Below are 13,601 nucleotides of genomic sequence, written 5' to 3'. Positions count from 1 at the left end.
GCGGCGAATCCCGTTTCGACCCGGCCAGATCACGTATGACCGACCATATCCGTTACGATCTCCTCACCCAGCAGGCCCTCCGCGGCGTCGTGCGCAGCGTGCTGACGGAAACCGCCAAGAAGAAGGTCCTGCCCGGCGACCATCATTTCTACATTTCGTTCGATACCCGCGCCGAGGGAGTCCGCCTCTCCGACCGGCTGAAGGCACAGTATCCGGAGCAGATGACCATCATTCTCCAGCACCAGTTCTGGGATCTGAAGGTCAGCGACGAAGGCTTCGAGGTCGGCCTCTCCTTCGGCGGCGCCCCTGAGCGACTCGTCGTGCCGTTCGAGGCCATCAAAGGCTTCTTCGATCCGTCGGTGCAGTTCGGCCTGCAATTCGAGGAAGTGACCGAGACCGAAGAAAGCGCCGCCGATACCAAGGACAAACCGGCGACCAAAAAGAAGCTGCCCCCCGCCCCGCAAGCCATTTCGCCAGTCGTGAGCGCGCCGGCACCGTTGCCGGCCGCACCGGCACCGATCGCGCCGGCCAAGGCCGACACGGTCGAGGACGAAACGTCCGAGAAGCCGGACAAGCCGACCGGCGGCGGCGAAGTGGTGCGGCTCGACCGCTTCCGAAAGAAATAGGCGGTATACGCTTCCGGCGGCTTGCCCCGCCGTCCGATCGGCATAGCTTCACGGCAGCGCTCCCTCGCGGCCCGAAAGCATTGCCATGACCAAGACCCGTACCGAAACCGACGCCTTCGGGCCGATCGAAATCGACAACGACAACCTCTGGGGCGCCCAGACCCAGCGCTCGCTGCAAAATTTCCGCATCGGCACGGAGCGCATGCCGGTCGAGGTCATTCACGCCCTCGGCCTCGTGAAGCGCGCGGCGGCCGAAGTGAACCGCGATCTGGGCGGGCTCGACGCCGAGCGGGCTGACGCCATCGCCGCGGTGGCGCAGGACATCGCCGACGGCAAGCTCGACGATCAGTTTCCGCTGGTCGTGTGGCAGACCGGTTCTGGCACGCAATCGAACATGAACGTCAACGAGGTGATCGCCAACGTCGCCAACGTGAAGCTGGGCGGCACGCTCGGCGCCAAGAAGCCGGTGCATCCGAACGATCACGTCAACATGAGTCAGTCGTCGAACGACTCGATGCCGACGGCAATGCACATTGCGGCGGCGCTGCGGATCGAGCGGCACTTGAAGCCGGCGCTCGCCGAGCTGTACAAGGCGCTCGCCGCCAAGGCGAAGGAGTTCGAGAGCATCGTCAAGATCGGCCGCACCCACACCATGGATGCGACGCCGATCACGCTGGGACAGGAATTCTCCGGCTACGCCGCACAGGTACAATCCGCGCTCGGCCATCTCACGCAGGCGCAGGGCGCGCTCTATCCCTTGGCGCAAGGCGGCACCGCCGTCGGCACCGGTCTCAACAGCGATCCGGAATTCGCCGGTGCCTTCGCCGCCAAGATCGCCGGCTATACCGGCCTTCCCTTCGTCAGCGCGGCCAACAAGTTCGAGCATATGGCGGCGCACGACGCCTATGTGTTCGTGCACGGCGCCATCAATGCCGCGGCCACGGCGCTGTTCAAGATCGCCAATGACATCCGCTTGCTCGGCTCGGGCCCGCGCTCCGGCCTCGGCGAACTGTCGCTGCCTGAAAACGAGCCGGGCTCATCGATCATGCCGGGCAAGACCAATCCGACGCAGAGCGAAGCGCTGACCATGGTCTGCTGCCAGGTGTTCGGCAACCAAACCACCGTGACGGTCGCCGGCAGCCAAGGTCATTTCGAGCTCAACGTCTACAAGCCGGTGTTGGCCCACTGCATGCTGCAGTCGATCCGCCTGCTGGGCGACGCCGCCCGCTCCTTCACCGCCAATTGCGTCGTGGGCATCAAGGCCAACGAGCCGCGCATCCGCGAACTGCTCGAACGCTCGCTGATGCTGGTCACGGCGCTGTCGCCGAAGATCGGCTACGACAATGCGTCCAAGGTGGCGAAGACGGCCCACGCCAATCGGACGACGTTGCGCGAAGAGGCGGAGCGCCTGGGTTTTGTGACGGGAGAAGAGTTCGATCGGCTGGTGCAGCCGGCCAAAATGACGCATCCAACGCGCCACGGCGACTGACCATCCACTAAAAATAGCTTCAGGCTATAGCGAGGCGCCTGCACTGTATTATGACAAGCGCGCGGAGGTACCGTAAGGTACTGTAATACTGGACTTTTATGTAGAATACCGCGCATTCGAGAAATCGAGACGAAATTTCATTGTATGCATTTCATATTCTCTGAGTAATTCATTCGTAAATCACAGTTTTATATGCCTAAGAGACAACCAAGGCAGTATTTACTGGAAGGTATACTGGCGCCGTTCGGTCGGTTGCGTCAGTAAAAGATCGCAATCAACTCACCGTGTATTAGACGGCTATTGTATTACCCCATAAATTTGACACAGTGATCCTTGCGGATGCGTTTCGTGCCTGGATGGGCGTCACTGGCAAACGTTGTAGGCCAAGAACTCTCGCGCCTGGACCGCCTCGCATCTCGCTACCGGAAGAACCGAATGGCTGAACTGGTCAATCTTCGGACGGTGCGCAAGCGCGCCAAGCGTCAGCAGGACGAACGGCACGCCGCTGCAAACCGCCTAATCCATGGTCAACCGAAGCATGTCCGTTCGCTGGACCAAGCCCGCGAGGCGAAGGCCGCGCGCGACCTCGACCAGCACCGGATCGACACAGGAGACGTCCCATGAAATCTCCGGTCGTGAAGCGTTCGATCGTCATCGCCGGCCACAAGACGAGCGTCAGCCTTGAGGATCCGTTCTGGCAGGGCCTGCGAGAGATCGCGGTCAGCCGCAACATGACCCTGTCGGATGTGGTCGCCTCGATCGACACCGATCGCCATGAGGGCAATCTGTCGTCGGCGATCCGGCTGTTCGTGCTCGACTATTACCGCACCATGGGCATCGAGCATCGTCGCTCCGCGGCGGCGCGCGACACGCTGCTCTCCACGCCTGTGCATTCAGTTCTGAGCGCCGACTGATACGTCGGGCCGCACCGATCGGGCCGGTCCCGGATAAGGTCGAATGTCCAACGGTGGCGGCAAGGCCGGCGCACGATCGTTATGGCGCACCGAACTCTTTGACGGATCGACGGTCGGCGTGGCCGTCGGTGTCGCCGGCGGCAACGGCGGCGGCGAGAGCGGCGGGACCGTGCTCGTCGCCGGCGTTGTGCTTTCAACCCTGGGCGCCGCCTGTTCGATGGCACGCAGGCGCTTCGCTTGGTTCTCGACTGAGCGCAAGGTGAGCCAGCCGGTCAGCGCCGAGACGTCGATCGTGCGCGTCGGCGCGGCCAGCGTGCCGCCCAGTGCCATGAAGATGTCCGGCCGCGCCCCGGCGACTTCATTGGCGCCCGATAGCACCAGCCGGGCGTCGAGCGAGCCATCGATCAGGTCGAGATTGCCGGACATCGCCAATGTCGCGTCCTTGCTCTCGATCGAGACGGTGTTCATGCGCACCTGTCCGGCCGCGATCGCCAGCGTGCCTTGCGCCTGCTTGACCGGAAGCTGACCGCTCTCGAGCGCGCGGCGCGACAGATCGGCGATGCGCGTGTTGTCGATCGGCAGCCCCTGATCGACGGCGCGCGCGACGACATCGAAAGCGCGCGGATCGATACCGGCCAATTGACCGTCGGCAAGGCCGATCGTGCCCGAGCCTTGCAACGAGCCGATCAAAGCGACGGGGCTCAGCCCACTGCCGTCGATCTCCGCCGCCAGCGACAGCGTCCCACTCACCGCGGGCCGCGGACCGGACGTGAGCAGCGCCGCCGCATCGGCGCCGGCGAGCGCGGTCTTGATCTGCATCTTCAAGCCGCCAGGATCGTCGCGGAACGCCACGCGTCCCGTGAGCTTGCCGCCGGCCAGCGTGCCGGTGACGTCGTCGACCGTGACCGCATCCTTGTCGAAGGCGACCGTGGCGCGAAATTCGCGCGCCGCCATGCGCGGCAACAGCGTGAGCTGCCGCGCCTTGAGCACCACCTTGCCGCTCGCCGCCATCATGTCGTCGAACGGCTCGCTCGACCACGTCCAGCCCGCGTCCTTCGCCGGCGGCGCCGCGCGCATGCCGATGCCGGCGGCAATCAATGCCCCGCCATCGACGGCGTCGGCATCGAGTTCGCCCTGGATACGGCGCGGCTCGCTGAGCGAGACGACGAGATGGCCGCGCACATTGGCGCCGGCGATGCCCGCATTGATGTCGGTCAGCGTCAGCGTCTTGCCCGCAAGCTGCATCCGGCCGGCGTAAGTGATGGGCAACGGCGCCGACTTCGCGCCGCGCAGCGGCGATGCATCGGCGCGCGACACGGTCAGGCGCAGATCGGCCGCCGGCTCCGCCGCGAACGGCTTGGCCGTGCCGGTGGCGCTGCCGTCGAGACCGCCCGCGGTCAGCTTCGTCTCCACGCGCAGGTCGCCTTGCGCCGGCCCGCGCGCATTGAGCGTGAACACGCCCGGCCCCGGCGTGACGGCGAACGTACCGTCGAGGCCGAGCATCGCCGTCAGCAGCTTGCCGTCGTCAGCCGATAGTTTGCCGTCGACCTGCAGGTCGCGCGCCGAGAAGGCCGCGGCATCGACTTTGCCCTGCCCGTTCAACGCCAGCCGCACCTTGCCGAGATTGCCGTCGAGCTCGATCTTGCCTTGCGTCGCGGCGGCGGCGCCCTGAAGCGAGAACTGGCCGCGCAGCTTGGCCGGCGCCATCGCGGCGGCGCGCCGCTCCAGCACCTGCGCCGTGTCCGGCGCGAAGCGGGCGAGCACCGCCAGCACCGGCTTCACGTCAGGCGCATCGAGCTCGATGCGCACGCTGCCTTGCGGCGTGCCGCTGGTGACGATGCGGCCGCTGGCGGAGAAAGCGGCCCCGCCGAGATCCGCCACCGACAATTTATCGATCTCGACGCCGTCGCCGTCGATCTTCAGACGCGCGCTGGCATCGCGCCCGGTAAAGCCCGAGACGGTGGCGCGGCCGATATCCGCGGCGATCGACATCGCATGCGGACGCTCGAGCTTCGAGCCGGCGAGCAGGGCTTTGCCGAAAGCGATCGCGCCGTCGATGTCGAGCTCCGGCGCATTGAGTTCGGCGTCGAGCCTGGCCGGCTGCTTGGCCTTGGCGAACACATAAGCCAGCCGGCCCGATATCGTCTTCCGCTCGAACTCCGCTTTGAGCCGCTCGATGGCGATACGCTCGGTGCCGAGCGTGATGTCGCCGCGTATAGTCAACGGCTTCAGATCGCCTTGGCCGCTGTCGCCGCGCCCTTCCAACCACGCCGTCAGCGCTTTCGGATCGCCAGCATCGATCTCGGCCGGGCCATTGAAAGCAATGGTGTCGCCGTCAACCGCAAGCTGACCGCTGACACGCACCTGCGTGAAGCCAGGCGCGCGGAATTCGAAACGATCGAGCGCCCAACCGCCGTCACGCCGCGAGAGATCGCCGCGCAAGTTCTGCACGGTACCGCCGGCGAGCGTGAGTTGATCGATGCCGACGCCGATCTGGACCGGAACGCTCGGCTGGAAGACGGCGGCGCCGAGATCGGCCAATTGCCGCAGCGCCGCCGATGGCGTCGACCTGCCGTCGCGCCCGCCGAGCGCACGATCGAGATCGACCTGCCGGCTCGACAGCACGCCGTCGAGTCGCGGACGCTTGCCGAACTTGAAATCGGCGGCGCCGGTGAGCTTTACGCCCTGATCTTCCGAGCCATACTGATATTCGAGGTTTTGCAGCAGCGCCGACTGCGCACTGGCCTTCAGCTTGCCGGTGATCTTCCACGGCTGCGTTACTTGCGCGCCGCGCGCGATGCCCACCGGCCGCGACACCGCGAGATTGCCGTCGAAACGTGGCGTGTCGCCGGCGAGCGCCAGCGCGCCATCGACTTCGATGGCGAGCGGCCGCGCCACCGGATCGACGTTGAGGCGAAGCTTGAGGCCGTTCTCGTCGGAGTAGCGGGCGGTGCTGATCCGATAGGGATAGAGCTCGCCATCCATGCGGACGGCGCCCTCGCCCTTGAACGGACCGACGAGAGAACGTGCTTCGCCGTTGAACCAGAGTTTGTCGAGGACGATGTTGCCGCCGTTGGCGGCGTCGACGAGCGTGACCCTGCCGTCCTCGATGCTCAGCCGCTCGATGCTCAAGGCGTCCGGATCGAAGCTGACGGCGAGGCTCGGCGCCTGCACCTGTCCCTTCGCGTCGAGCCCAAGGCTGACCTGCGGGCCGACCAGATGCATGTCGCTCGCGCGCCATTCGCCCCGCATCAGCGGACCGAGCGCGAATTCGATGCCAAGCGAGCGCGCGCGGACGGCGCGGCCGCCCTCGCCGATCTCGATGTCGTAGAGCGTGAGCTGCGGCGACGGCAGCAGCCGGGCGTCGATGGAACCCTGGACCTTGACCGGCACGCCAACGAGCTGGGTCGCTTCACGCTCGAACAGCGCGCGATAGGTGCCCCAGTCGACCAGCAGCGGGCCGACCAGCGCCGTTACCAGCGCCAGGATAAGCGCGATCGCCAATCCGAGCAGGGTCGTTTGCACGGTCACAAAACTCCGGTGCCAGACGACTCCGGCTCGTCACGGCTTATGGGATGGAATGTAAGCTATTGTGCTTCGGGTTTGGCGGCAATTGTGTGTCGCCGATGACGCACATGACGCAGCATGGTCGATAGCGGGGCGCTGGCCCCCCACCCGGCTCGCTGACGCTCGCCACCCTCCCCGCAAGCGGGGAGGGATAAGAAACTCACAGCGCCAGAATCTTCCCCGGATTGAGGATATTCTCAGGATCGAGCGCGCGCTTGATCGAGGCCATGACGGCAAGCGCCGCCGGCCCGTGCTCCGCCTCGAGGTATTTGATCTTGCCCTGCCCGACGCCGTGCTCGCCGGTGCAGGTGCCGTCCATCGCCAGCGCCCGCTCGACCAGGCGCTCCGAGAGCGCCTTGGCACGCTTGACCTCGTCGGCGTCGCTCATGTCGACGAGCAGCGTGAGATGGAAATTGCCGTCGCCGATGTGACCGACGATCGGCGCCATGATGCGGCTCGCGGCGATATCGGCCTGCGTTTCGGTCACGCATTCGGCCAGCCGCGAGATCGGCACGCAGACATCGGTCGCGACCATTTGCGCGCCGGGCCGCAAAGCGAAGTTGGACAGCGCCGCATGATGGCGCGCTTCCCACAGTTTGGTGCGGTCTTCCGCGCGCGTCGTCCAGGAGAACGGCCCGCCGCCGAACTCGGCGGCGATTTCGCCGAAGCGCTCCGATTGCTCGGCGACCGAAGCTTCGGTGCCGTGGAATTCAAGAAAGAGCATCGGCACTTCCGGCAGGCCGAGCTTGGCGTGCAGGTTGCAGGCCCGCACCTGCAACGCGTCGAGCAGTTCGATGCGCGCGATCGGGATGCCCGACTGGATGGTGGCGATGGCCGTGTTGCAGCACGCCTCCACCGACGGGAACGGACAGATGCCGCCGGAGATCGCTTCCGGAATGCCGGAGAGCTTGAGCGTCAATTGCGTGATGAGACCGAGCGTGCCTTCCGAGCCGACCATCAGCCGCGTGAGGTCGTAGCCGGCGGAAGTCTTCTTGGCGCGGCGGGCGGTGTCGATGACCTCGCCATTCGCCAGCACCACCTTCAGCGCCAGCACATTGTCCTTCATCGTGCCATAGCGCACGGCGTTGGTGCCCGACGCGCGCGTCGCCGCCATGCCGCCGAGCGAGGCGTCGGCGCCGGGATCGATCGGGAAGAACAGGCCGGAATCGCGCAGGTGTTCGTTGAGCGCTTTGCGGGTGATGCCCGGTTCGATGACGCAGTCGAGGTCCTCGGCGTGCACCGCCAGCACCTTGTTCATGTCGCGGAAGTCGAGCGACACGCCGCCCGCGGGCGCGTTGATGTGGCCTTCGAGCGAGGAGCCGGTGCCAAAGGCCACGATCGGCATTTTGTGCTGCGCACAGATGCGGACGATCTGCTGCACTTCCTCGGTCGACTGCGGGAAGACGACCGCGTCCGGCGGCTCGTTCGGCAGCCAGGTCACGGTATTTCCGTGCTGCTCGCGCACGGCCTGGGCCGTAACCACGCGGTTATGACCGAAGGCTTCGGTCAGCGCGGCAATCGCGGCCTGTCTCGATGCCGCATCGCGGGATGTGTCGGATATCGCCATCGCAACCTGCCCTGGAAATGCGGGCGACCGTGGCGGGGATGGCCGGTCAGGTCAAGCGCGACCGACTCAGGCCAGCCAGTAGACATTCGGGTCGGGTTGCGGTGCGGCCCGATCGGTGTTGGCCATGGCGACCACCCAGGCGGTGAGCGTCAGAGCCAGTAAAGCCAGAAATGCGCCTCGAGCGAGCCCTTTCAACATGGCTTCGTCTCCCTCTTTTGACCAGAGAATAGCGAAGCGATAGCGGCCCGACAGGACATCGTAAATATTTGGTTAATCTCCACACACAGCTCCGTTGGGTGGCCGTGCGCCGGCGCCGGTGGACGGGCCCGCGCCAAGCATCGTAACGTTACGCATCCGCAACCAGTTCCCGCCCGATGCTCGACCGAACCGATCCGCCGGTATTCTTTTCTCCTTTTGTTTCCTCGCCGATGGGGATCGAACCGCAGTGGATCGACTACAACGGCCACCTCAACATGGCCTACTACCACGTGCTGTTCGACCGGGCGGTGGACGAGGTCTACGAGCTGCTCGGCATGGGCCCGCAGTATCTGGAGCAGCGCGGCTGTTCGACCATGGTCGCGGAGGCGCATGTGCGCTACCTGCGCGAGATCCACGAAGGCAGCCCGGTGCGGGTGACCGTGCAGCTGCTGGCGCACGACGCCAAGCGCTTCCATGTCTTCGAACAGCTCTACCACGCGAGCGAAGGCTGGCTGTCGGCGACCTGCGAAAGCATGACGCTGCACGTCGACATGGCGGCCAAGAAGGTCGCGCCCTTCCCCGACGACATCATGGCGGCGCTCGCCCGCATGCAGGCCGCGCACGCGGCCCTGCCCGTCCCGGAAGGCGCCGGCCGGCGTGTCGCGATGCCGGAGCGGCGTTAGCGCGCGCCCGCTATAACGGCCGGCGCATCGTGCCGAAGATGATCGAGATCAGCAGCAAGACGAGCGCGATGAAGAAGATGATCTTCGCCATGCCGAAGGACGCGCCGGCGATGCCGCCGAAGCCGAGCACCGCGGCGATCAATCCGATGATGAGAAACGTGACGACAAGTCCGAACATCTGATCGCTCCCGGCGAATGCGCTTCGGTTTGCTAATGTCGCCGCCAAAAATTAGTTCCCGCGGCCCACGGCTCGCCTTGGAACCATCGCAGTTTAGCCCTGTTACCTCGGCGACGCGGATGCCATCGCGGCATTCGCACATGCTGGGAGATTTCTATGAGCGATACGGCGATCGTCGGCGAAAACGTCGAAGTCATTCAAGCAACAACCGCACGAAGTTCGTTCACCTGGAGCGTGGTGATCGCCGGCGCCTTAGCCGCGTGGGCCGTCGCCTTCATCTTTATCTCGCTCGGCACCGGCATCGGCCTGACCGTCACGTCGCCCTATTCCGGACCGAGCGCCGGCACCATGAGCATCGGCGGCGCGATCTGGCTGCTGTTCAGCGAAACGGTCGCGTTCACCGTCGGCGGCTACCTCGCCGGGCGCCTGCGCACGCGCAATCATATCCCCGGCCCCGAGACCAAATTCCGCGATGCCGCGCATGGCTTCATGGCCTGGGTGGTCGGCGCCAGCCTGATGGTTCTCGCCGTGATGTATGGCAGCGCCTTCGTCGCCAAGACCGCGGCGGATGCGATCGGCCCCGCGGCCGGCGCGGCGATCAGCGCCTCGACCAACGGCGACAGCAACGACGCCGCGACCGGGTATTATGTCGATCGTCTGTTTCGCACCGACGCCAATGCCGGCGCCGCGACCGGTGGCCAGCAGCAGAGCCTGACCCCGGAGCAGCGGTCGGAAGCGGCGCGTATCGTCGTGGCCAGCATCCGTAACGGCTCGCTGTCGGACGCGGACAAAGACTATCTCGCCCGTCTCGTCGCCGCGCGCACCGGCATTCCGCAGGATCAGGCGGTGCAACGCGTGAACGAGGTGCAGAACCAGGCCGCCCAGGCCGTGCGCGAGGCCGCCGACAAGGCCCGCAAGGCCGGCGCCTACATCTCGTTCTGGTCGTTCATGGCGCTGCTGTTCGGCGCGGTGGCGGCCACCTTGGCCGGCGTGCTCGGCGGCGAATTGCGCGACGAGCTGTAAGCGAGGACGCGATTTCAAAAGCGATCATGGCCGGGATTTCCCGGCCATGATCTGTTTATCAGCGCAGCGGATGCTTACAACTTGCAGTCCTTCGCGTAGCTGTCGGCGTTCGCCGTCAGCACCTTCTCGACGATCTCGGTCTGGAATTTGCCGTCCGGACGCTTGACGACCTTGGTCAGATAGAAGTCCTCGATCGGATAGCCGTTGACGTTGAACTTGAACGGCCCGCGCACCGACTTGAAATCCGCCTTCTTGAGCGCTGCCGCGAAGGCCGCGGTGTTCGACACGTTGCCGCCGGTCGCACGCACGGCGCTGTCGATCAGCATCGCCGCATCGTAAGCCTGCATGGCGTAGGACGCCGGCACGGCGTTGTAGGCCGCCTCGTAGTCGGCGACGAACTTCTTGTTCTCCGGGTTGTCGAGGTTCGGCGCCCAGGTCAGCGCGCCGAACACGCCTTCCGCCGCGTCCTGCAGCACCGGTAACGTCGCTTCGTCGGCGGTGAAGGCCGACAGGATCGGCAGCTTGCCCTTGAGACCGGCCTGGTTGAGCTGCTTGATCAGGCTGATGCCGAGGCCGCCCGGCATGAAGGTGAACAGCGCATCCGGCTTGCTGGCGTTGATCTTGGTGATCTCGGCCTGGAAGTCGAGATTGTTGAGCGGCACGAGCGACTCTTCGACGATCTTACCCTGATAGGTGCGCTTGAAGCCGGCCAGCGCGTCCTTGCCGGCTTGATAGTTCGGCACCACGGCATAGACCGTCTTGTAACCCTTGTCGGTCGCGACCTTGCCCAGGGTCTCGTAGATTTGGTCGTTCTGATACGACGTGACGAAGAAATGCGCGTTGCACGCCGCGCCGGCGAAGGACGACGCGCCCGCATTGGTGCTGATCAGCACCTTGCCGGCTTCGAGCACGGGTTTGTGGATCGCCACCAGCACGTTCGAGAAGATCGGGCCGACCACGACGTCGACCTTGTCGCGGTCGATCATCGCTCGTGCTTTTTGAATCGCGAGATCGGGCTTGAGTTCGTCGTCGACGACCACGAGCTCGACGTCCTTGCCGCCCATCTTGCCGCCGAGATGTTTCAGCGCCAGCTCGAAGCCGTTTTTCGACTGCTGGCCGAGAGCGGCCGGCGGCCCCGACAGCGTATAGATCAGGCCGATGCGGATCTTGTCCTGAGCGGCGGCGCTGCCGACCGTCAGCAGCAGAGCCGAAATCGCGGCAAATCCTCGAAGGCATGTCCGCATGGATATAATCTCCCCTTAAGCACCTCTGGCGCCGGCGCATCGTTGCACCGGCGCTGCGTTGGTGCAGTTTTTATGCCAACAGTTGAGCGGCGAACCCGGCGGCGAGTCAACAGGGCGGCGATAACCGTGCCGGCCGGAATCCGTTGCCGGACCAGGCCGGCAGCGCCATGATGCGACCGACGGGTACCCTGGGAGTGAGTGCGATGAAGGCGATAATCGTCGGCGGCGGCATTGGCGGCCTGACCACCGCGCTGATGCTGCATGCGCGCGGCATCGATTGCGAGATATTTGAGCAGTCGGAGCAGGTCCGCGAGCTCGGCGTCGGCATTAACACCTTGCCGCATGCAATCAAGGAGCTTGCCGATCTCGGCCTCCTCCCGGCGCTCGACCGCGTCGGTATCCGCACGCACGAGCTGTTCTATATGAACCGCACGGGCCAGGAAATCTGGCGCGAGCCGCGCGGCACCGAGGCCGGCTTCGAATATCCGCAATTCTCGATCCACCGCGGCCGGCTGCAGGCGGTCATCTATCAGGCGGTGCGCGCCCGCATCGGCGAGTCGCGCATCCATACCGGCCATCGCCTCGGCTCCTTCACGCAGGACGATGCCGGCGTAACCGCCTATTTCTTCGAACGTGACGGCGCCCATCGCGCCACCGCGCGCGGCGACATCCTGATCGGCGCCGACGGCATCCACTCGCATGTGCGCGCGGCGCTCTATCCGCACGAAGGCCCGGCGCGCTGGAACGGCACCATCCTGTGGCGCGGCGCGCTCGACTGGCCGCGCTATCTCACCGGCCGCTCGATGGTCATTGCCGGCGGCATGGCGGCCAAGCTCGTCGTCTATCCGATCGGCGAAGGCGCGCGCGAGGATCGCCCGCTCACCAATTGGGCCGTGATGGTGAAGGTCGCCGAGCCCGGCGTGCCGCCGAAGAAGGAAGACTGGTCGCGGCTCGGCCGCTTCGAGGATCTGATGCCGCACGTGCAGCGCTTCCACATTCCGTTCGTGGACGCCAAGGCCTTGATCGAAGCCACGCCGGAGTTCTGGGAATATCCCTTGTGCGACCGCGATCCGCTGCCGCATTGGTCGCACGGCCGCGTGACGTTGCTCGGCGACGCCGCCCATCCGATGTATCCGGTCGGCTCCAACGGCGCCTCGCAGGCGATCCTCGACGCGCGCTGCCTCGCCGATCGTCTGCGCGACGCCGACCACGTCGGCCAGGCGCTGTTCGAATACGAACGCGAGCGTTTGCCGATGACGGCGCAGATCGTGCAGTCGAACCGCTCCGGCGGCCCGGAAGGCGTGATCGATGCCGTCGAGGCGCGCGCGCCGGACGGCTTCGACAATATCGACGCCGTGCTGACCTACGAGCAGCGCAAGGCCATCGTGCGCGGTTACGCTTCGAAGGCGGGCTTCGCCAAGGAGCAGGTCAACAAGCAACCGCTCGGCGCACCGGCGAACGCGGCTTAGTGGGCGCCATGGGCCTCTTGGCCGTTTGTCCCCGCCCAAGCGGGAACCAAGTGGCCAAACGCTCCATCGTAAGAACTGGATTCCCGCTTGCGCGGGAATGAACGAAGGACGTACAGCGCCCGCCCTCGAGGCTTACTCGGCCGCTTCCGCCGTCACGCGAAATGGAATGGCCGCGACAACGGCATCGGCCGCGTCTTCCTGGAATTCAGCGTCAGCGCGCAATTCATCGATGGTGCGCGGCGGAGGAAAGCGCCTATTGCCGTCCCGATCTTCCCAGTCCTCGGCGGCAAACACCAAGACTTCGGCCGCGCGCCGCATCGCTTCGTCAATGGTGCCGCCAGCCGTAACGACGCCCGGCACATCGGGAAACGACACGCCGTAAGAACTGTCGGCTTCTTTATGAATGAGCGCGATGTAGTGAGGCATCGGTCAATCCTTCGGCCAGCCTGCCTGCTTGTAGATGCTGCGCACGGTCCCCTTCGGTAAGTCCCGTTTGGGATGCGCACGATCACCATTAGATGCTTCGCCCGATGGACGAATTTGTGGTGCGAGCCGCGTACCGATACGAGTTCGAAACCATCTTGCCGCAGCCGCTGGATGATATCACGGCTGTCGGTCAGCATCCATGTCCCCGCAGGCTACG

At 65.4% G+C, this 13,601-nt stretch carries 13 protein-coding genes and 1 pseudogene; 7 read left to right on the top strand and 7 right to left on the bottom strand.

The window, feature by feature from the left end; genetic code table 11:
* The first annotated feature begins 35 nt into the window (after positions 1–35).
* The 4 genes from DW352_RS25550 to DW352_RS25535 all read left to right on the top strand — a co-directional run bounded on the left by DW352_RS25550 (position 36) and on the right by DW352_RS25535 (position 3,029).
* Positions 36–626, top strand: a complete 591-nt coding sequence (locus tag DW352_RS25550) for an SspB family protein (RefSeq protein WP_115693974.1) — start codon at positions 36–38, stop codon at positions 624–626.
* An 85-nt stretch (positions 627–711) separates the two neighbouring features.
* Positions 712–2,115, top strand: coding sequence for a class II fumarate hydratase (fumC, locus tag DW352_RS25545; protein WP_115693973.1), 1,404 nt, complete (start codon positions 712–714; stop codon positions 2,113–2,115).
* A 435-nt stretch (positions 2,116–2,550) separates the two neighbouring features.
* Entirely contained in the window at positions 2,551–2,739 is a 189-nt protein-coding gene (locus DW352_RS25540) for a DUF4169 family protein (protein ID WP_162827202.1), read from the top strand.
* Positions 2,736–3,029 (top strand): ribbon-helix-helix domain-containing protein, encoded by a 294-nt coding sequence (locus tag DW352_RS25535; protein WP_115693971.1) that lies wholly within the window; start codon positions 2,736–2,738, stop codon positions 3,027–3,029. Before DW352_RS25540 ends, DW352_RS25535 begins: the two co-directional genes overlap by 4 nt.
* On the opposite strand, the gene DW352_RS25530 is transcribed toward DW352_RS25535, so the two are convergent.
* The 3 genes from DW352_RS25530 to DW352_RS27540 form a co-directional block, all read right to left on the bottom strand.
* A complete protein-coding gene (locus tag DW352_RS25530) occupies positions 3,009–6,554 on the bottom strand; it encodes an AsmA family protein (RefSeq protein WP_210209894.1) in 3,546 nt (1,181 codons plus the stop codon). The two genes, DW352_RS25535 and DW352_RS25530, sit on opposite strands and share 21 nt — an antisense overlap.
* A gap of 202 nt (positions 6,555–6,756) precedes the next feature.
* Positions 6,757–8,163 carry an FAD-linked oxidase C-terminal domain-containing protein gene (locus tag DW352_RS25525; protein ID WP_115693969.1) on the bottom strand — a complete coding sequence of 469 codons (1,407 nt, stop codon included), beginning with the start codon at positions 8,161–8,163 and terminating at the stop codon, positions 6,757–6,759.
* Positions 8,164–8,229: 66 nt separating this feature from the next.
* Entirely contained in the window at positions 8,230–8,361 is a 132-nt protein-coding gene (locus DW352_RS27540; protein WP_281011359.1) for a hypothetical protein, read from the bottom strand.
* A gap of 176 nt (positions 8,362–8,537) precedes the next feature.
* Between DW352_RS27540 and DW352_RS25520 the strand changes: the two genes are divergently transcribed.
* On the top strand, positions 8,538–9,044 hold the full coding sequence (locus DW352_RS25520; protein ID WP_115693968.1) for a thioesterase family protein: 507 nt from the start codon (positions 8,538–8,540) through the stop codon (positions 9,042–9,044).
* A gap of 10 nt (positions 9,045–9,054) precedes the next feature.
* Here the strand turns inward: DW352_RS25520 and DW352_RS25515 are convergent, their stop codons facing one another.
* Positions 9,055–9,222, bottom strand: coding sequence for a DUF1328 domain-containing protein (locus DW352_RS25515; protein ID WP_115693967.1), 168 nt, complete (start codon positions 9,220–9,222; stop codon positions 9,055–9,057).
* 156 nt (positions 9,223–9,378) lie between these two features.
* On the opposite strand from DW352_RS25515, the gene DW352_RS25510 reads away from it, so the two are divergent.
* Positions 9,379–10,245, top strand: coding sequence for a hypothetical protein (locus DW352_RS25510; RefSeq protein WP_115693966.1), 867 nt, complete (start codon positions 9,379–9,381; stop codon positions 10,243–10,245).
* A 74-nt stretch (positions 10,246–10,319) separates the two neighbouring features.
* Here DW352_RS25510 and DW352_RS25505 read toward each other — a convergent pair whose 3' ends face one another.
* Positions 10,320–11,489, bottom strand: a complete 1,170-nt coding sequence (locus DW352_RS25505) for an ABC transporter substrate-binding protein (protein WP_115693965.1) — start codon at positions 11,487–11,489, stop codon at positions 10,320–10,322.
* 203 nt (positions 11,490–11,692) lie between these two features.
* Here DW352_RS25505 and DW352_RS25500 point away from each other — a divergent pair, with 203 nt between their 5' ends.
* Complete coding sequence (locus DW352_RS25500) at positions 11,693–12,958, top strand: flavin-dependent oxidoreductase (RefSeq protein ID WP_115693964.1); 1,266 nt, start codon at positions 11,693–11,695, stop codon at positions 12,956–12,958.
* A gap of 132 nt (positions 12,959–13,090) precedes the next feature.
* Here the strand turns inward: DW352_RS25500 and DW352_RS25495 are convergent, their stop codons facing one another.
* Positions 13,091–13,384 carry a type II toxin-antitoxin system HicB family antitoxin gene (locus DW352_RS25495; RefSeq protein WP_115693963.1) on the bottom strand — a complete coding sequence of 98 codons (294 nt, stop codon included), beginning with the start codon at positions 13,382–13,384 and terminating at the stop codon, positions 13,091–13,093.
* 3 nt (positions 13,385–13,387) lie between these two features.
* Positions 13,388–13,581 (bottom strand): annotated as a pseudogene (locus tag DW352_RS25490) (type II toxin-antitoxin system HicA family toxin).
* Positions 13,582–13,601 lie beyond the last annotated feature (20 nt).

Origin of the sequence: Pseudolabrys taiwanensis (assembly GCF_003367395.1) — a bacterium.
Lineage (GTDB): Bacteria > Pseudomonadota > Alphaproteobacteria > Rhizobiales > Xanthobacteraceae > Pseudolabrys > Pseudolabrys taiwanensis.
The sequence above is the reverse complement of the archived record's forward strand: the minus strand, read 5'-3'. Positions and strand labels throughout refer to the sequence as shown.